This is a genomic window from Aeromonas sp. 2692-1, from assembly GCF_013085505.1.
GTDB lineage: Bacteria > Pseudomonadota > Gammaproteobacteria > Enterobacterales > Aeromonadaceae > Aeromonas > Aeromonas hydrophila.
Map to the genome: position 1 here is coordinate 1,478,318 of NZ_CP038513.1, position 18,726 is coordinate 1,497,043.

Annotated in this window: 12 protein-coding genes, 1 pseudogene and 1 riboswitch; of the genes and pseudogenes, 9 read left to right on the plus strand and 4 right to left on the minus strand. The window is 65.6% G+C overall.

Annotated features, from left to right (window positions below; all coding sequences use genetic code 11):
* The first annotated feature begins 16 nt into the window (after nt 1-16).
* Together E5E97_RS07240 and cbl are read left to right on the plus strand one after the other, a co-directional pair.
* Nucleotides 17-1,084: a sulfate/molybdate ABC transporter ATP-binding protein gene (locus tag E5E97_RS07240; protein ID WP_011704575.1), complete on the plus strand. Its 1,068-nt coding sequence runs from the start codon at nt 17-19 to the stop codon at nt 1,082-1,084.
* 176 nt (nt 1,085-1,260) lie between these two features.
* Complete coding sequence (gene cbl / locus E5E97_RS07245; protein WP_011704576.1) at nt 1,261-2,208, plus strand: HTH-type transcriptional regulator Cbl; 948 nt, start codon at nt 1,261-1,263, stop codon at nt 2,206-2,208.
* Nucleotides 2,209-2,280: 72 nt separating this feature from the next.
* Here the strand turns inward: cbl and gbpA are convergent, their stop codons facing one another.
* Both gbpA and E5E97_RS07255 read right to left on the minus strand, forming a co-directional pair.
* Nucleotides 2,281-3,705, minus strand: a complete 1,425-nt coding sequence (gbpA, locus tag E5E97_RS07250; RefSeq protein ID WP_171280050.1) for an N-acetylglucosamine-binding protein GbpA — start codon at nt 3,703-3,705, stop codon at nt 2,281-2,283.
* A 62-nt stretch (nt 3,706-3,767) separates the two neighbouring features.
* Nucleotides 3,768-3,853, minus strand: a riboswitch (cyclic di-GMP riboswitch).
* A gap of 265 nt (nt 3,854-4,118) precedes the next feature.
* A complete protein-coding gene (locus E5E97_RS07255; RefSeq protein ID WP_171280051.1) occupies nt 4,119-5,816 on the minus strand; it encodes a methyl-accepting chemotaxis protein in 1,698 nt (565 codons plus the stop codon).
* A gap of 295 nt (nt 5,817-6,111) precedes the next feature.
* On the opposite strand from E5E97_RS07255, the pseudogene E5E97_RS07260 reads away from it, so the two are divergent.
* Both E5E97_RS07260 and E5E97_RS07265 read left to right on the plus strand, forming a co-directional pair.
* Nucleotides 6,112-7,958 (plus strand): annotated as a pseudogene (locus E5E97_RS07260) (M3 family metallopeptidase).
* 76 nt (nt 7,959-8,034) lie between these two features.
* Entirely contained in the window at nt 8,035-8,826 is a 792-nt protein-coding gene (locus E5E97_RS07265) for an ABC transporter substrate-binding protein (protein WP_171280052.1), read from the plus strand.
* A gap of 13 nt (nt 8,827-8,839) precedes the next feature.
* On the opposite strand, the gene E5E97_RS07270 is transcribed toward E5E97_RS07265, so the two are convergent.
* Entirely contained in the window at nt 8,840-11,035 is a 2,196-nt protein-coding gene (locus E5E97_RS07270) for a glycoside hydrolase (RefSeq protein WP_171280053.1), read from the minus strand.
* A 332-nt stretch (nt 11,036-11,367) separates the two neighbouring features.
* On the opposite strand from E5E97_RS07270, the gene E5E97_RS07275 reads away from it, so the two are divergent.
* Nucleotides 11,368-12,027 (plus strand): hypothetical protein, encoded by a 660-nt coding sequence (locus E5E97_RS07275; protein ID WP_171280054.1) that lies wholly within the window; start codon nt 11,368-11,370, stop codon nt 12,025-12,027.
* 20 nt (nt 12,028-12,047) lie between these two features.
* Nucleotides 12,048-13,391, plus strand: coding sequence for a zinc-dependent metalloprotease (locus E5E97_RS07280; RefSeq protein WP_171280055.1), 1,344 nt, complete (start codon nt 12,048-12,050; stop codon nt 13,389-13,391).
* A gap of 97 nt (nt 13,392-13,488) precedes the next feature.
* Here the strand turns inward: E5E97_RS07280 and E5E97_RS07285 are convergent, their stop codons facing one another.
* Nucleotides 13,489-16,659 (minus strand): S41 family peptidase, encoded by a 3,171-nt coding sequence (locus tag E5E97_RS07285; RefSeq protein WP_171280056.1) that lies wholly within the window; start codon nt 16,657-16,659, stop codon nt 13,489-13,491.
* Nucleotides 16,660-16,919: 260 nt separating this feature from the next.
* On the opposite strand from E5E97_RS07285, the gene E5E97_RS07290 reads away from it, so the two are divergent.
* The 3 genes from E5E97_RS07290 (at nt 16,920) to E5E97_RS07300 (ending at nt 18,612) form a co-directional block, all read left to right on the plus strand.
* Nucleotides 16,920-17,396, plus strand: coding sequence for a murein L,D-transpeptidase family protein (locus tag E5E97_RS07290; protein ID WP_024944607.1), 477 nt, complete (start codon nt 16,920-16,922; stop codon nt 17,394-17,396).
* A gap of 152 nt (nt 17,397-17,548) precedes the next feature.
* Nucleotides 17,549-18,268 (plus strand): AzlC family ABC transporter permease, encoded by a 720-nt coding sequence (locus E5E97_RS07295; RefSeq protein WP_041218167.1) that lies wholly within the window; start codon nt 17,549-17,551, stop codon nt 18,266-18,268.
* A 2-nt stretch (nt 18,269-18,270) separates the two neighbouring features.
* Nucleotides 18,271-18,612 carry an AzlD domain-containing protein gene (locus E5E97_RS07300; RefSeq protein WP_010635181.1) on the plus strand — a complete coding sequence of 114 codons (342 nt, stop codon included), beginning with the start codon at nt 18,271-18,273 and terminating at the stop codon, nt 18,610-18,612.
* The last annotated feature ends 114 nt before the right edge of the window (nt 18,613-18,726 follow it).

The following is an 18,726-nucleotide window of genomic DNA, read 5'->3' on the forward strand; positions in this document are numbered from 1 at the left end:
AATTCAAGAGGCTGCCATGAGCATTCAGGTACAAGGACTCAACAAGCATTTCAACCAGTACGCGGCGCTGGCCGACATCAACCTCGACTTTCACGACGGTGAGCTGGTGGCGCTGCTCGGCCCCTCCGGCTGCGGCAAGACCACTTTGCTAAGGATCATCGCCGGGCTGGAGCAGGCCGACAGCGGCAGCGTGATCATCCGCGGCGAGGATGCCTCGGATCTGCACGTGCGCGAGCGCAACGTCGGCTTCGTGTTCCAGCACTACGCCCTGTTTCGTCACATGACGGTGTTCGAAAACGTGGCGTTTGGCCTTAGGGTCAAGCCGCGCAGCGAGCGACCGGCCGAGGCGGCAATCCGCGCCCGGGTCAAGGAGCTGCTGGATCTGGTGCAGCTCAGCCACGTGGCCGCGCGCTACCCGACCCAGCTCTCCGGCGGCCAGCGTCAGCGGGTCGCGCTGGCCCGCGCGCTGGCGGTGCAGCCCAAGGTGCTGCTGCTGGACGAGCCCTTCGGCGCCCTCGACGCCCAGGTACGCAAGGAGCTGCGCCGCTGGCTGCGCGAGCTGCACGACGAGCTGCACGTCACCAGCCTGTTCGTCACCCACGATCAGGAGGAGGCGCTGGAGGTGGCGGACCGGGTGGTGCTGATGAACGCCGGCAAGGTCGAACAGATAGGCACCCCGGCAGAGGTCTACGACCAGCCCGCCAGCTCCTTCGTGCACAGCTTCCTCGGCAGTGTGAACCTGTTTCGCGGCCGGGTGGCCGGGCAGGGGCTCGGCATCGGCGAGCAGCTGTTGGGCGGGCCCATCAGCTCCCAGCTGGCGGAGGGCAGCGCCGCCGTCGCCTATGTGCGTCCCCACGAGCTGGAGATACTGCCGGCGGATGCGCCGGGTGGCATCAGCGCCACCATCACCCGCCTGCTGCCCATGGGGCCGCGCATCCGGGTGGAACTGCGTGGTAATGGGGATACAAACGGTGCACACTTCGAAGCCGAGCTGAGCAAGGAGGCGGCCCGCGCCTTCAGCCCGGGCCAGGGGGTGCGGCTGGTGGCCAAACAGGCTCAGCTCTACCCGGATTACCAGATTTAAGTGGCAGGCCCCTGGCGGGCCGCGCAGGCAAGCAGCATGACCATGGCGGAGTCTGCCCGCCTGGGATACCACAGGGTCAGTATGGCGCTCAGAGTTCAGGCTCGGGCGGCCAGACAAGATAACAACAAGGCGGCGGGGAGAACCCCGACCTGCCGGTCAGCGCAGGAGGCGATGACGTGAATTTTCAGCAGTTGCGAATTATCCGGGAGGCGGCACGGCGGGATTACAACCTGACCGAGGTGGCCAATGCCCTGTTTACCTCCCAGTCCGGGGTCAGCCGCCATATCCGTGAGCTGGAAGAGGAGCTGGGGATCGAGTTGTTCATCCGCTACGGCAAGCGGCTGCTCGGCATGACCGAGCCGGGCAAGGAGCTGCTGGTGATCGCCGAGCGCATCCTCAACGACGCCAACAACATCCGCAAGCTGGCCAGCACCTTCGCCAACCGCGAGTCGGGCCGGCTGCTGGTGGCGACCACCCATACCCAGGCCCGTTATGCCTTGCCGCGGGTGGTGAAGGCGTTTCGCGAGCAGTTCCCGCTGGTGCAGCTGGAGCTGCGCCAGGGCAGCCCGGAGGAGATAGTGCGGCTGGTGCAGACCGGCGAGGTGGACATCGGCATCAGCAGTGAGCAGCTCGACAAGAGCGAAGGGGTGGTGGCGTTTCCCTACTACCGCTGGCACCACAACATAGTGGTGCCGGAGCAGCATCCGCTCACCGCCGAGCGGGAGCTGACCCTGGCGGCGCTGGCCCACTGGCCCATCATCACCTATCAGGCTGGGCTGACCGGGCGGGCGCGGGTGGATGAGGCGTTTGCCGAGGCCGGCATCGCCCCGCAGATCCTGCTGACCGCGCAGGACTCCGACGTCATCAAGACCTATGTCGAGCTGGAGATGGGGGTGGGTATTTTGGCGGACATGGCGTTCGACACCCAGCGCGACAAGGGGCTGGTGCAGCTGGACGGCAGCCGGCTGTTCGCGCCCCACACCGCCTGGATCGGTCTCAAGCAGGGGCAGTTCCAGCACAACTTCGCCTGGCAGTTCATCCAGCTCTGCAACCCGGAGCTGGCGCTGGCAGACATTCAGGCCCGTGCCATGGGCAGCGAGGCGGCCATCGATTTCCAGATCTGAGGTGGTGCACCAGAGAAAACGGGGAGCCAGTGGCTCCCCGTTTTGTTGATGGTGTCATGCTGTGCCTGCGGCTCAGTTCACCTGGATCCAGGCATCCTGCCAATTGGTGCCGACCCCGGGTTCATACTGGGTGGCACTGGCTGACCACTGGCTGCACCAGCCGCGATAGGGGAAAGGTTTGCACTGGTAGACCTTGCCGTTCTTGGGCTGCAGCACCTTGGTGCCGTCGGTGTAGGACTTGAGCCCGTCCGGGAAGGTGAACTGGTAGTCACCACCGGCGGCCGGATCCTTGAGCATCAGATCCAGGGTCTGCTGCACCGCATCGCCACCGGCCTTGGGTTTGCCCTCGATCACCAGCTGGTGGTGACCGGCGCTGAGCCCGGTGAGCGGCATGGTGAAGCTGTGAGTGCTGTCCTTGATGTCGGCGCTGGTCTGCCCCTTGGCGGCCCCACCGTGATCATACAGGGTGTTGGTGACGGTCAGATCGCCCTCGGCGGCCACGGTAAAGTTGAGGGTAAGCTTGCCCTCGTCGAGCAGGTAGTCGCTCTCCAGGCCGCTCACGCTGACGCCGTTGCTCACCGGCGGCTGCTGTTGCTCGAGCTGGATCTCGACTCGCTCCAGGGCGCTGCCGGCCTTGAAGTAGACCGGGTTCTGGCCGTAGACGGGGTTGAACTGGCCTTCGCCGCTCTGCTGGCCGGCGCGGATCTGGCTCTGCTCTGCATTGATCTTGGTCGCCAGGGCGTGGGTCCAGTTGTTCTTCTGGCCCTGCTCCGGGCTTGCGATGGTCAGCTCGGTCTGCAGATCGGGGCGCACGCCGTTGGCGTCGAACACCAGGGTTCTGGCCTTGTCGCCGACCGCCAGTTCGGTGGAAGGATAGATGGTGCCGCCCTGGCTCCAGGCCAGCGGCGGCTGGGTGCCGCCCTTGAAGTTGGCGTCGATCACGTTATAGAAGCTGTTGCTGGTGTCCCCCACTTCCCACACCCCCAGGATCACCTGATAGCCGGTGCGCTGGGGCAGGTTGCACTGGTGGGTGACCTGCTTGGGCGGCTGGGTCATGTTGCCGTCCACCACGCAGAAGGGGGTGAGCTCGAAGGCGGCGCGGGTCAGCGGCTGGTTCGGGTTCCAGTCCTGCTTGGTGAGGTAGTAGCGCCAGTTGCGGGTGACGTGGTTGGCGGTGAAGGTCCAGCTGATGGCGAAGGGGCCGGCCTGTACCTCGCGGCGGGTCCAGCGGTCGCTGGTCTGGGCGTTCAGCTCGCGCCAGCTGGCACTGCCGGCCGAGGCGATCTGACCATCGGGCGGACCGGCCTGCGGGAAGCCGGAGGGGCCTTCCACGCTCTGGGGCTCCCATTGCACCGCACCGCACTGGCTGTTGCCGCCGGTCTTGCACAGGTAGTTGCGTGATTCCGGCTGGCTGATGTAGCCGTGTGCGAGCACGCTGCCACTGACCAGCAGGGCCAGCGTCGCAGCGACGTGATTGAGTTGGATTTTTGCTGCCATACATTCCTCTGTTCGACAGATGTGGGCAGTCAAGTTGGCAGGGGGAGTTCCCCGAAGCACGATGTGGCAACCCCGCTATCCTGGACGACATGTCTTTAGACCGGAGGCTTTGCGTCCTGGCCTTTCAACCAGTTTGCCAAATGACTACATAAAGGGTCATGGTGTCGCGTTTGGCGACAACCCATCATGGCTATTTTTGATTAAATAATTAAGTGTAAATCTTTACAGCTTGACCTCATCGGAGTAGAGCAAACACTTAACTGTTTGTTTTTAAATGATGGTTAACTGAACGCAGCCGCATCAATGTCGTCGAACTGGTCGACAAGATGCAAAAAATCCACATTTTTCATCAATGAAGCACGCCCCCGTCAGCCGGGCTGACGGGGGCGTGCGCTGCGACAGGGCAGGACGGATCAGTGGCGAGCGCGGGGGCGTTCGGCCGGATGTACCTGCCGGTGCAGAGGGGCGAGCCGCTGCTCCAGCTGCTGGTCGATGGCGCTGCCGAGTTTGAATACCGCCAGCCGCTCGTCCAGGCTGCGCGAAAGCCCGGCCAGCAGCTCGCTCTCCTGGGCCAGCTGGGAGGCGGACTGGGACATCTCCAGCGCCGAGTCGTTGATGCCGCTGACGTTGCGGTTCATGTCCTCCGCCACCATGCTCTGCTGCTCCGCCGCGGTTGCTATCTGGGTCGCCATGTCGCTGACGTGCTGGATATGGTTGACGATGAGGGAGAGATCCTGGCCCGCCTTCTCCGACTGGCTGACGCTGCTCTCCGCCAGCTTGCGGCTGGCGTCCATGGCGCTGGCGGCGGTCACCGCCCGCTGTTGCAGCTGGGCTATGGTGCTCTGGATCTCCTCGGTGGACTGGCGGGTGCGACTGGCCAGCTGGCGCACTTCGTCGGCCACCACGGCAAACCCACGGCCCTGTTCGCCGGCGCGGGCCGCCTCGATGGCGGCGTTGAGGGCCAGCAGGTTGGTCTGCTCCGAGATGGCGCTGATGACCGCCGTCACCTCGCTTATCTGCATCACCCCCTCTTTAAGCTGGTTGACCTGCAGGGTGGCCTGCTCCACCTCGGTGGCCAGCGCCTGGATGCCGTGCACGCTGGCGTGCACGTCACGGTTGCCGAGGCCGGCCTCGCTGGTGGCGTCCTGGGTGTCGCGGGCGGTGTTCTCGGCGTGACCCGCCACGTCGGAGATGGTGGCGCTCATCTCGTTCATGGCGGTGGCGAGCTGGGCCAGCTGATCCCGCTGGCTGTTGACCGCCTGGTTGGTCTGCTCGGCGGAGGCGGCGATGCGCAGGGCGGCATCCGCCACGTTGCGGGCCCCCTGGCTCGCCTCCAGCAGGGCGCGGCGAATGGCGTTGAGTCCCTGGTTGGTGCAGCTGGCGACGGCGCCCAGCTCATCCTGGCCGTGCACCGGGATGCTCACCACCAGATCGCCGGCGGCCACCTGTTGCATGGCCCGGTTAATCTCGGCCAGCGGATTGACGATGGAGCGGCTGATGGCAAAGCCCAGCAGCCCCATCAGCAGGGTCACCAGCAAGGTAGCGCCCCCCATCAGCTGATACTGGGACCAGATGGTGGCCTGGATGTCCTGCAGCAGTACGCCGGAGCCGAGGATCCAGCCCCAGGGCTGATAACCGGCCACCAGCGACATCTTCTGGGCAGCCTCGCCGGAGGGGGAGATCCACTTGTATTCCAGCCGGCCGCTGTGGCCCCCCTTGCCGAGATCCACCATCTGCTGCCAGTGGACGCCGGCGGTAGCGGTGCCGCTCTCGCCCATCTGCTGGCCGACCAGCTCGGGCCTGACGGGGTGCACCACCATCCGGCGGTTCTCGTCCAGCACGAACAGGTAGTTGTCGCCGTCAAAGCGCATGCTGTTGAGCATGGCCTTGGCTTCGGCCTGGGCCTGGGGGACAGGCAGGGTGGTCGCCAGCGTCTGGATCCGGCTCATGGCGAGATCCAGTACGGCCTGCAGCCTGGCTTCCCGTTCACTCATCAGGTTGCGATGCAGGGCACTGACCGAGATGAGCAGCAGTGCGATGAAACCGATCAGCGCCAGTGAGAGCAACAGCATCAGTTTGCGGCTCACGGCAATATCACCGAGCTTGAACATAGTCTCTTCCTTAACTTTCCCGTGCGGGTCTGGTGGTGGCCAGTCCGTTGGCTGGCCCTGATTATTTTGTTATTAACATTTAATTAACTTTCAATGGCTTGGGGCCATAAAACGCCAATTGAGCAATTTGACAATCAGTATAGCCAGCAGACAGAAACCCTCGCTTTTGATAGCGTGATGGCGCGCATCCCGGCGCACTATTTGTCTGCTCAATTTGCAGAAAATGTGAATGAGTTGGCATTTCACCAAAAAGGAGTGGGCGCCCTCGCGGCCGCCCCATAACAAGAGGGAAGTTATGAGTTCCATTGCCAGGAATTATCTCAACCAGCTCAACGCCGACTACCTGCAGGTACACAGGCGCAAGGAGGATCTGTTCTGGTCCACCTACATGGGCACCAGCGACGATCAGGCCGGCTTCACCGCCGCCGAGCAGGCCTACAAGGCGTTCTGCGCCGATCCGGCGCGCCTGCCGGTGCTGCGGCAGATGCAGGCCCAGGCCGAGGAGACCGAGCTCAAGCGCGGTCTGGGGGGCTGGATCGCCTTCTTCGAGTGCAACGTCATCGAGGATCCTCAGGCCGCCGCCCTGATGGACGAGCTGGTGGCTGCCGAGGCGGCGCTGTTTGCCCGTCGCCGGGAGCTGAAGCTGACCTTGCTGGACGAGCAGGGCCGACAGGTGGCCGGCAGCCTGCCCGCCGCCAGCACGGCGTTGGCCGCCAGTAGCGACGAGGCGGTGCGCCAAAGCGCGCTCGCCATGTTCCACACCCTGGAGCAGTGGGTGGTGGACAACGGCTATCTGGCCATCGTCGCGCTGCGCAACCGCTTCGCCCGCGCCATGGGTTATCGCGACTACTTCGACTACAAGGTGCACAAGAACGAGCAGATGAGCCCGGCGCAGCTGTTCGCCATTCTCGACGACTTCATCGCCGGCACCGAGCAGCGGCTGCACCAGAGCCTGGCGGAGCTGAAAGCGGTCAAGGGGGAGGCGGCCCTGCTGCCCCACAACCTGCGCTACAGCGTGAGTGGCGACGTGACCCGCCAGCTCGACCCTTACGTGCCCTTCTCGCGGGCGCTGCAGGATTGGGTCGAGAGCTTTCGCCGGCTCGGCATCCAGTACCGCGGCGCCACCCTCACCCTGGATCTGCTGACCCGGGAGGGAAAATACGAGAACGGCTTCTGCCACGGCCCGGTGCCGAGCTTCTGGCAGGAGGGGGAGTGGGTGCCGGCGGTGGTCAACTTCACCAGCCTGGCCAACCCGGCCCAGGTGGGCAGCGGCTGGAGCGGGCTCAACACCCTGTTCCACGAGGGCGGCCATGCGGCGCACTTTGCCAATGTCACCGGCAACGCCCCCTGCTTCTCCCAGGAGTTCCCGCCCACCTCCATGGCCTACGCCGAGACCCAGTCGATGTTCTGCGACAGCCTGCTGGACGACGCGGACTGGCTCAAGCGCTACGCCAGAAACGCGGCGGGGGAGCCGATCCCCGATGCGCTGATCAAGGCGATGATCGAGGCGCGCCAGCCGTTTCGCGCCTTCAATGAGCGCCAGATCGCGCTGGTGGCCTACTTCGAGCGGGATCTCTACGCCATGGATGAAGCCGAGCGTACCCCGGCCGCCGTGCTGGCACTGGCCCGCCGCTGGGAGCGCCAGATCCTGGGGGGGAGAGCCCGCGCCCGCTGCTGGCCATCCCGCACCTGCTCAACCAGGAGTCGGCCTGCGCCTATCACGGCTATCTACTGGCGCTGATGGCGGTGGAACAGACCCGCGCCTACTTCCTCAAACGCGACGGCTACCTCACCGACAACCCGCGCATCGGGCCGGATCTGGCCGCCCACTACTGGGGGCCGGGCAACGGCATGACCCATGACGAGACGCTGCAGAGCCTGACCGGCAAGGGCTTCAGTGCGGGGCCGCTGGCCCGGGCCTGCAACCAGAGCGTGGCCGAGGCGTGGCAGCAGGCAGAAGCCTGCATGGCGGCGGCCCGCCAGCGTCCTCCAGTTGGCGAGGGTGAGCCACTCAATGCCCGCATCCGGGTGGTTCACGGCGACCAGCTTATCGCCGACAATAGCGGCTCCGAAGCGGCCATGCTGGCCGACTTCGAGCGCTGGATCCGCGACCACTACCAGGAGACGGTGACCAACCACTGAGGCGCAAGCCGGTGAACATGCGTTATGTCAGACCCCTGCCGCGGCAGGGGTCTGTTTTCATGGGAAGGAGTCGAGGGTGGGAACAACAGCGCGGTGGCGGTGGCTTCTGGCCACGCTGCTGCTGACGGGAGGGCTGGCGCAGCCGGCCCGGGCACTGCAGGCGCTGACCGAGCAGATGCCCCCTTACAACTATCAGCTGGCCGGTCAGCCGGTGAGCGGTTTCTCGGTGGATCTGCTGCATGCCCTGCTGGCGCGCAGCGGCCTGGTGCTGCGCGGTGACATCCAGCTGCAGCCCTGGGCGCGGGCCTATCAGAATGCCCGCTATCAGGCGGGCAGCATCCTCTTCTCGGTGGCGCGCACCCCGGAGCGGGAGCAGCAGTTCCAGTGGGTGGGGCCGGTCGGGCCGCGCACCATCAGGGTGTGGCGGTTGAGCTCGCGCACCGACATCCAGCCCCGCAGCCTGCAGGAGGCGAGCCACTACCGGATCGCCGTGGTGCGCAATTCGGCCTCGGCCCAGCAGCTGATCCGCCAGGGGCTGGCGCCGGTCAGCGTCAACAGCGAGGAGGACAAGTTTCGCATGCTGCTGCGCGGCCGGGTGGAGCTGGTGACGGCGCTGGATCTGGGGGCCGCCTTTCACATGCACCAGCTGGGCCACGGCCTCGAGGCGCTCACCCCGCTGTTCGTCTATGACGACGGCGAGCAGTACTACTTCGCCCTCAACCTGGCGACGGAGCCGGCCAAGGTGCAGGCCCTGCAGCGGGCCCTCGACCAGATGCGCCAGGATGGCTCGCTGGAGGCGCTGCGCCGGCGCTGGCTCAACCTCCATGCAGTGCCGCCCGCCCCGGCCAGCGGGGCGACCCCCTCCTGATGGCGGCCCGGGTTCAGCCCTGGATCTTCAGCACGCTGACCGGCTTGTCCTTGAGCGCCACCAGCAGCTGGCGGCCCGGCAGCTTGTGGCCGTCGATCATGATGGAGCTGTGGCCGAAGTTGGCCACCAGCCGGCTGCCGTCGGAGAAGCGGGTCTCCTGCACCCGGCCTACCCCGTCACGCCAGCGAAAACCCACCAGTGCCTTGTCCCACAGCGCCTCGTGCAGCGGGCCGAACTGGCTGTCTAGCCTCACCAGCTCCGGCAGCCGGCTCGCCAGCGTGCTGCGACTCAGGTTGACCAGCGGCGGCGTGTTGTAGAGCAGGCCGAGCAGGGCGCGCTCCTCCTTGATGCCTGGGAACTTGAGGTTGTCCAGCAGCCAGTGGTGGCTGTTGAGCACGGAGTCGTGGAACACCGCCTGATAGAGGGGCAGCCGATCCGCCGGGTTGAACACCGTCTTCAGGTAGCGCGGCTTGAGCCGGGCGGGCTGGAAGAAGACCTGCGGCGCCTCGTCCGGCCACCACTTGCCGAGGTAGTAGGGGGACTTGGCCTGCTTGCGCATGGCGGCATCGGTCCAGCCAAAGCCCCAGCTCTGGATGCCGTGGGCAAACAGCAGCGGCTTGCTGGTGAGGGCGTTGCCATCCTCCGAGCCCAGCACCAGCCCGAGCCGCTCTCCCACCCAGCTCATGCGGGCGTTGCGGTCGGCGATCATCGCCTGGCTACCCTGCTGGTGGGCCGGGTTGTAATCGTTGGAGGCCATGGCGGTGCCGTCCACATCGAGGAACAGGCTGTTGATGCCGCTGGCCTTGGCCAGCTCGCTCATGCGGTTCTTGGCAAACGGCAGGGTGCAGCCGGGATTGAGATAGACCCCCTCGCCACCAAAGCCCGGCTTGGGCTTGCCGTTGGCCTCGACGATGGCGCAGCGCTTGCCGATCTCCGGCGGCAGCTGGGCGGTGAGCCAGCTGTCGTTGGTGCCGGGCGTGATGGCGGTATCGTAGGAGTCATAGCTGCCCACCAGATAACCCTGGCGCTGGGCGGCGGTGAGGGCATAGCCCTGCTGCAGGGCCGCCGTCCATTGCGGGGTGCCGAGCCACAGCTTGCGCAGTCCCGCCTGCTGCAGCGCCTCGATCACCGGCAGTGACAGCCCCTGGCCCCAGCGCTCCTGCGCCACCAGCTGTTCACCGAACTGGCTCTTGACCCACTGTTGGCGCAGGGCCAGCACCTTGCTCTGGGCCTGCGGGCCCTGCTGGGCAGGTAGCGGCAGCTGGTCGGCAATCAGCCGGTTGAGACCCGCCATGATCAGCGCCTGCTGCCAGGGTTCTGGCGCCTTGGCGGCCAGCGCCTCTTGCTCCTCGCTGTTGAAGCCTTGCAGCCACTCCGGCTTTTGCCGGAGCTTGGCCTGCAGTGCGGGCCACGCCTTCACATCTTGCCGATCGAGCAGGGCATCACCCCACAGGTAGACATGGCTGGCGCCGATCAGCCGCCGCCCGGCGGGAATGCGGGCGACCTTGTCGGCCAGAGACTGCCAGGCCCCCTCGCTCTGCAACCACGCCCGGTAGCGGCGGGCGCCGGCCAGCCAGTCATCCCCCACGCTCAGCCGCACCACCATAGGCGCCTGCTGGTTGAAGCTGCTGAATTCATGGCTGGCGCTCAGTTGCAGCCGGCCTCCCTGGCGGCTGAAGCGAAGCCGGTTGTCGTAGGGGGTCTGCAGGATCCAGCTGTAGGTCTGCTTGCCGGCATCCTGGCTCCAGAGCGGCAGCTTGAGGTCGTAGTGGGTGTTGAGCTCGGCCAGCTCGTCGCCGACATAGCCGAGCCAGTCGCTGTCGCGCACCGAGAAGCGGCTGCCCTCGCCGAAGGCCAGGGAGAGGTGGGTCTGGTTTTTCGGCAGGCTGAACCAGGCCAGCTGACGGGGACTGTCGCTGACCAGCGTCAGCAAGAGGTCGTCGCCATCCAGCTTGACCTCCACCCTGGCGTCCTGGGCGGGCCAGTGCCAGCTGGCCTGCTGCTCCCCTTGTTGCAACTGATCGACCTGGCGGGCGGGTTGGCCCGCGCTGACCGGGATCTGGTTGACCGAGATGGCCAGGGTATCGGGATCGATGCGGTAACGCTGGGTCTCGCCCTGTAGCGTCAGGGGGGCGGCGGCCAGCGGCGCCGCCAGCAGTGAAATCAACAGCCAGCCCAGTGCTGGCGCCAGTATCGGCAAACCGTTCATGCAACATCCTTGACCTGATTGATGCCATCAGGGTACGCCGACGCCCGCCCCCCGGTACAGCCAAATCTGCTTAACCCATATGGGGTGAATGGCCTCATTCCAGCCCTTTTGGGAGCCATTTTCATGCGGCAAAAAAGCATCATTCGAACCCTCTCTCAGCCCCCGCCAGCACTGGCTTGTGCGACTCGCCCAGCGGTGGTGAACCTCCCGCCCCCATTTTTTCGACGCCCCATATAGGGGGGTGCCAGCCTGCTTGACGGTTTCTAGCATGCCTGCTCACTTTGAGCGCAATTCATTGTTTTATAAGGATTGTTTTTGACTGGAGTATCAGTATGAAGAGAGCGAAATGGAAGCCTTGGCTGGGGTTGGGCGCCCTCTTGGCCGGGGTGATCGGCTGGTACCTGTGGCCGCAACCGGTGGCGCCCGGTCAGGCGACAGGGAGTGAGGAGAGCGCTGCGGATTCCGGCCCGCTGGCGGAGCTCGCGCCGCTCGCCGCCATGCCTGCCCCCGTGCTCAAGCCGGCGCCGGTCGCAGCCCCCGCCAAGCCGGATCGGCTGCGAGAAGATGGCAGCCAGCAGCTGGAGACCCCCTGGCAGGCGGCCGAGGTGGATGCCGACTTTCCGCTGGCGGAGCCCGGCGATGCGGTCGAGCAGCCCCAGCCAATCGCCCTGCAGGGCAGCGATCTGGAGCGGGCCCAGGTGGGTGATAGCGTGGCCCTGCCGCTGCCGGACGGCAGCACCCTGCAGGCCAGGGTGACCAAGGTTGAACTGCAGCGGGGCGGGGAGCGCAACTGGCAAGGGGAGATTCGGGTCGACGGTGACAGCTATCCGGTCAATTTCACCGTCGGCAAGCAAGCGACTTTCGGGTTCATCGGCACGCCGCAAGGCAGTTACTCCGTCGAGACCCTGGGAGGCAAGGGCTGGGTTTACAAGAACCCGCCGCTGGATCTGGGTCATGGCGGCGATGACGCCCTGATCCCGACTCACCAATAACAACAGAAAAGGAAGATCACATGCAGAAAACCACCTTGGGGATCATGATTGCGGGATTGCTCGGGGCGACCCCGGTGCTGGCGGAAACCATCGACCTGATGGTGTTGCACAGTCCGGGGCTGGCGGCCCGCTATCAGGGGGACGCCCAGACCCGGATCCAGCACATGATCAACGTCACCAACCAGATCTATGCCGCCAGCGGCCTGGATCTGACGGTGCGGGCCGTGCACGACCAGCAGGTCAATTACCCGGATGGCGGCACTGACAAATCCGCGCTCAACGCGGTGACCTACCAGCAGGATCCGGCCTTCAAGCAGGTACCGACCCTGCGCACCCGCTATGGCGCCGACATGGTGGTGCTGATGCGCCCCCAGACCGGTGATCATGGCAGCTGCGGGCTGGCCTGGGTTGGCGGTTCCGCTACCTATACCGATGGCAGCAAGGCGTATGCCGACGGGGATGTCTCCCAGGATGCCGGCAGCATGTTCAGCCATGTCACGGCCACCGGCTGTGGCGACGTGGTGCTGGCGCACGAGCTGGGTCACAACATGGGGCTCAACCACTCCCGCCTGCAAGATGGCACGGGGGGCACTTATCACTATGCGTTGGGGCACGGGGTGCGGGGTTCTTTCGCCACCGTGATGGCTTATCCCTCCAGCTTCGGGGTCTACAGCCACGAGTACAAGTTCTCCAGCCCGGACCTGATCTGCAAGGGGCAGCCGTGCGGCGTGGATTACCGGGATCAGGCCAACGGAGCCGATGCGGTGCGGGCGCTGAAGGTGACGACGCCGCAGATCGCCGCCTTCTATCCCACCATGGTGTCGGAAGCGCTGCCGGATCTGGGCGAGCTGGAGCGCTCCCTCGAGACCCGACGCCAGGACCTGGCGGCGGCTCAGGAGCACTACAGCCAGCAGGTGGCAGCCAGAACCGCCCTGCAGGATCGCCAGCAGACGCTCAAGGGCAACTTTGATCGCTACCAGCGCGAGCTGAGCCAGCTGAACCAGCGCAACCGGCAGACGGTGCAGGAGATCAACCGGCTGGTGCGCGAGCACAACAGCTACAACGGTAGCTACGGCCCGGAAGAGTATCGCCGGATCCGCGCCATCCAGGCGAGCCTGAGCGCCCGCATCGATCAGCTGCACGATGAGAACAACGCCATCATTCGCCAATCCAACGAGATCAGCCAGCGCTACCAGGCCGAGGTGAACGAGTACAACGGCAGCTGGGATCGCTACAACCAGCTGGTGGCGGCGGTGAAGAGCGCCGACGGCAAGGTGGACGAGGCGCGCCGCGAGCTGGAGCTGGCCGAGCACAGGTATCAGCTGGCGCTGGCCCGCCAGCCGGCCGAGACGCAGCCGGCCTGATGCATCAAGGGCGCCCCGCAACAGGCGGCGCGCCCTTGATGTCTGTCAGAGGAGCCGACCGGGCAAGCCCGGCCGGCTCCTTTTTTGCTGGTGGGCGTCAGTCAGCCTGTTTGGCCGCGGGTTTCGCATTCGTGGTCAACTGGGCGAGGGCGGCCTGCACTGCGGCTGCCAGCTGGGGATCGCGCCCCGCCAGCATGTCGGCCGGGGTCAGCGCCACCTGCACGTCCGGGATCAGCTCCTGATTCTCGTACAGGGTGCCGTCGGGGTTGCGCAGCCCCAGGGTCGGGATGCCGTAGGCAAGACCCGGGATCAGCTTGGAGGTGTGGCCGTACACCATGGTGCCGGTGCCCGGCACCGGTTCACCGACGATGGGGCCCACCTTGAGGGTGCGGTAGTACTGGGGAAAGGCCGAGCCTTCCGAGTAGCTGCCCGCATTGACCAGCACCACCGAGGGCTTGGTCCACTGGCGGGTGGCGGCGTCCGTCTCCCCCTTGCCAAGGCGTGGCCAGCTGCGAGCCATGCCCTGGGCGCTGCCGCTGCCGGTCAGGAACTCCACCAGGGTATTGGCCAGATAGCCCCCCTTGTTGAAGCGCACGTCGACGATCAGCGCCTCGCGGTTGCGCTGGCGACCGAGGGCGTCGGCCACCACCTCCTCATAGACGGCGCTGCTCATCTCCGGCAGGTAGACATAGCCGACCCGCCCTTGACTCAACTGCTCCACCTGGCTGCGGCGCTTGGCGATCCAGCCGTCGAGCTGCAACTGATACTCCTGCTGCAGGTCGATGGCGGTGACCTCCAGCTGGCTGGGCTCCTTGGCCCCCTTGGGCAGCACAGTGAGCGCCAGCCGCTGGCCGGCCTGGTGGTTGAGCAGGGCATCCAGCTCGTTGAGGCTGTGCAGCTCGGTGCCGTTGACGGCCAGCAGGCGGGCACCCGGCGCCAGATCCGTCTCCTGCTCCAGCGGGCCGCCGGCCAGCAGGGCGTCGAGCTCGACCGCCCCCTGTCGCTCGCGCCAGTAACCACCGAGGCTGGCGGTCTCGTCCGGCATGCGCAGGGAGGGGGCCGGACCGCTGCCCCAGGTGTGGGAGACATTGAGCTCGCCGGCCAGCTCTGCCAGCAGGTTGCCGAAGTCACGATCGTTGCTGATGCCGGGCAACAGGCGACGATAGGCGGCCACATAGCCGTCCCAGTCCACCCCGTTCATGTCGGCCCGGTAGAACTCGTCCCGGGTGAGGCGGGTGATCTGGTCGAAGGCGGCGCTCATCCGATCCTGCCAGCTGGCGGTGATCAGCAGATTGAAGGGGTGGCTGCTGGCCTCGCCGGAGCGGGTATCGATGAGGGCGATTTCCCCCTCCCGCACCAGGGTGGCGAGGCTGGCATCCTGGTTGAGGCTGGCCAGCGCCGGCCCCGGCTGCTCGGCAAACAGCAGCTTGGTTTCCCCCTTGCGCAGATCCTGGGCATAGCCCTTGATCTCGCTCTCGCCGTTGGCATCCATCACCTCCACCAGATAGATCAGATGATCGTCGACGATGCGACTGGCGAGGATGGGGCCCTCTGGCTGCAGCTGGAGCGCCTCCCGGTGTGCCAGCCGGTCAGCTTCGAAACCGTAACCGGCCTTGGGCGGCGCCTGTTCGGCGATGAAGTCGCTCTTGGCGGCGCGGCTGCTGTAGAGGCCGAGCAGGCTGCCGCCGAGGGGCTCGCCATCGGCACCCAGCACACCGTACTTGGTGGACTGCCAGTAGAGGATGCCGCCGTCCTGACTCCAGGCAGGATCGCCATCCCGATAGCCGTTGAGGCTGACGTTGACCGGCTTGGCCTTGGCATCCCGGGTATCGATGACGGCGATCTCCTGCTGGGCGGAGTCGGGCTGGATGGTCAGCGCCAGGTGGCGTGAATCGGGGGCAAAGGCCAGCTCCACCGCGTGACGGGAGGGATTGAACTCGGCGGCGACCAGCTGGCGCTGCTTGCCGCTGGCCAGATCCAGCAGGTGCACGGCTTGGCCGTCCACCACGAAGGCGAGCTGTTTGCCGTCGGGGGAGAGGGTCGGCACGCTGATGGCGGCGCCCGGGATGGCCAGCAGTTTCTCCTCGGTCAAGGTGCCGGGGTCGCTGAACAGCTTGTCCGGCTGCCCCTTCTTGAGGCGGTACAGCGCCGCCGGCCCCTCCTGTTCGGAGAGGTAGATGAGCTCCTGCTCTTTATCCAGATAGCGCGGCGCCGACTGCTCGCTGGGATGGCGGGTGAGCCGGCGTACCCGCTCGCGCCGGGTGTCGACCGCGTAGAGATCCCCTTGGCTGACCAGGATCACCTCTTCCCCGTCCTGGCGGGCGATGGCCTCGTCGACGGGGCCGGGCTGCCAGCTCTGCTCGGCCGGTACCTTGGCGAACAGCGGCTGGATGACGAGCTTGCGCGGGGTGTCGCTGCCGGCATCGAGGCGGTAGAGCTCCCCCTGCCAGGACCAGACCAGATCCCCCTGGCGGGAGGCACTGAGGCCGCGCACCGGATGGCCCTTGAAGTGGGTGAGCTGGCGATCCTGGCCGCTGGCCAGATCCCGTTGCCAGACGTTGAAATCGCCGCTGCGCTCGCTCAGGTAGTAGAGCTGCTTGCCCTGCTCGTCCCAGACCGGATCGCTGGCGGCCACCCTGTCTTCGGTCAGCTGGCGATGCTGTTTGCCGTCGAACAGCCACAGACGGGAGACCGCGAACGAGTGCTGGTGCTTGCGAAACGGCTGATCCATGCCCGGCATCTGGTAGGCCAGCTGGCTGCCGTGGGGGCGGGCCAGGGTGGCGGGCAGGGGCTGGGCCGGGGTCAGCGGGCCGCCGGCAACCGGCGTCCAGTAGAGGTTGCCGGCCTGGTAGCCTTCCGCCACGAAGTGATCGGCGTCGGGGTCGGTCAGCCGCTGGCTGCTCAGCAGCAGCTGCTTGCCGTCGGCGCTGAAGGCCTGGGGTAGATCGGGGCGCGAATCGCGGGTCAGCCGCACCATCTCGCCGCCACGGCTCGGCACCACGAACACGTCCTCGTTGCCGTAGATATTGGCGGCAAGGGCTATGAGCTTGCCATCCGGCGACCAGAGCGGGCGCTGGCTCAGGTAGTTGCCGTCGGTGAGGGGCACGGCGGGGCCGCCATCCCCCGCGCTCAGGTAGACGCGGCCCTGCCAGGTGAAGGCAAGCTGCTTGCCGTCGGGGGAGAGGGCGGGCTCGCGCAGCCAGAGCGGCTCGGCCGCCTGCAGGGAGGAGCAGAGCAGCAGGAGCAGCAGGGAAAGTCGGTATCGCATCGTGAGGTTCCTGAGAGGTGAAAAGCGCCTTATCTTCCCCCAATGTCCCGCCCGGGACTATCCCGAGATAGGGGGGTTATCCCGTTGTTTTGGCAGTTAATTGTAACAATCTATAAAAGATGGCGCGGGATATGTTTCTCTGGATATATTGAGTATTGATGGCGATCCAATATGATGGCGCTCGCCCGCCACACGAGGCGGTGCAGTTCAGATGATTTGGTAACAGAAAAGCCCTTACCAGAGGCTTGCCGAGGGATGGAATGAGAGCCGTATTACTGTGTTTGCTGGGGCTGTGGCCCGCATTGAGTTTTGCCACCCTGTCCGCCGATATGGTGGTGGTGAAGAAATCGAGTTATAGCCTGACCCTGATGAAGGATGGCAAGGAGGTCAAACGCTACTGGATCGCTCTGGGTCCGGCGCCCAAGGGGCACAAGCAGCGGGAAGGGGATCAGCGTACGCCGGAAGGCCGTTACATCCTCGACTACAAGAAGACCAACTCCAACTATTACAAGGCCATCCACATCAACTACCCGAATCTGGACGACATCAAGGCGGCCAACGAGATGGGTGTGCGACCGGGTGGCATGATCATGATCCACGGTCAGCGCAACAGCATAGGCAACACCCGCCTGCAGCCGTCCAACTGGACCAATGGCTGCATCGCCATGCTCAACAAGGATCTGGACGAAGTGTGGAACGCCATCGAACCCGGCACCCCCATCGTCATTCAGCCCTGACTCTCTGCAGTGCGCCACCTCCGGGTGGCGTTCTGTTTTTTGGCTCCCCCTGTTCTGTCTCCATCCTCTTTCTTTACCCGCAGCCTCTTGGTATCCGTCCCCGTGCTGTGCTAGTTTTTCCGGCTCGCCGTGGACGCAACAAGGATGATCCCATGCCATCAGCAACCTGCTCCCGGCCCGTCGGGGCCGAGAGTACCCGCGCGCTCTGGTGGCGCGCTTCCATCGATATTCTGCCGCTCTCCGTCTCGGTGATCCCCTGGGGGATCCTGTGTGGCGCCCTGGCGCTGCAGGTGGGGCTCAGCCCGTTGCAGGCCCAGCTGATGTCGCTGCTGGTCTATGCCGGTGCCGCCCAGCTCTCGGCCACCACCCTGTTTGGGGCGGGGACGCCGCTGCTGCCCATCATGGGCTCCACCTTCGTCATCACTTCCCAGCACCTGCTCTACGGCTTCACCTTTCGCCGCGACGTGCTGCCGCTCTCCCTGCGCTGGCGCGCCAGTCTGGCGTTCTTTCTGACCGACGAGATGTTTGCGGTGGCGCTCAAAGACCGGGAGCGCAGCGGCCGTTTCGATCCGGCCTATGCGCTGATTGCCGGCTTCGTCTTCTATCTGTTCTGGAATGTGGCGACCCTGCTCGGCATCGCCGCCGGTCAGTACATCGACGGGCTGGATCAGATGGGGCTGGATTTTGCCATCGCCGCCACCTTCATCGCCATGACCATTCCCGCCATGAAGAACCTGCCCATGGTGGCGGCTACCCTGGTGAGCGGAGCCATGGCGCTGCTCACCAAGCCGCTGCTGGCGGAGGTCTACATCATCATCTCGGCGCTCTCCGGCATGCTGGTGGGTTATGTGCTGCACCGGATGAGGAGGTAATCATGAGCTGGCTGATGATAGGCCTGCTGGCCCTGATCACCTTCTTCAACCGCTTCGCCTTCTTCTCGCGGCTGACCCGCTATCAACCGGGCGCCGAGATGGGGGCTTTCCTCAGCTTCTCTGCCCAGTCGGTGCTGACCGCCATCTGGTTGCCCATCGTCTTCAGCTACCAGCCGGGCACCGGGCTGAGCTGGGATCCGGACTACCTGGTCGCCACCCTGCTGGTGACGGCGCTGACCCTGCTGCGGCTGCCGACCCTGCTGGTGGTGGTGGTTGGCATGGGGGGCTTCTTCCTGCTGCGCTGGCAGGGGGGCGTGGCCCAGCTGCTGCCCTGGCTGGGCTAGGCCCGTGATCTTGCATGGCGGATGTCTTCATTGGATATCCGCCATGTTGTGAATGTCACTTCAAAAAAACACCTCTCAAGTGTGAGGATTTAGCTCCCATCCGTCGAGGAGCGA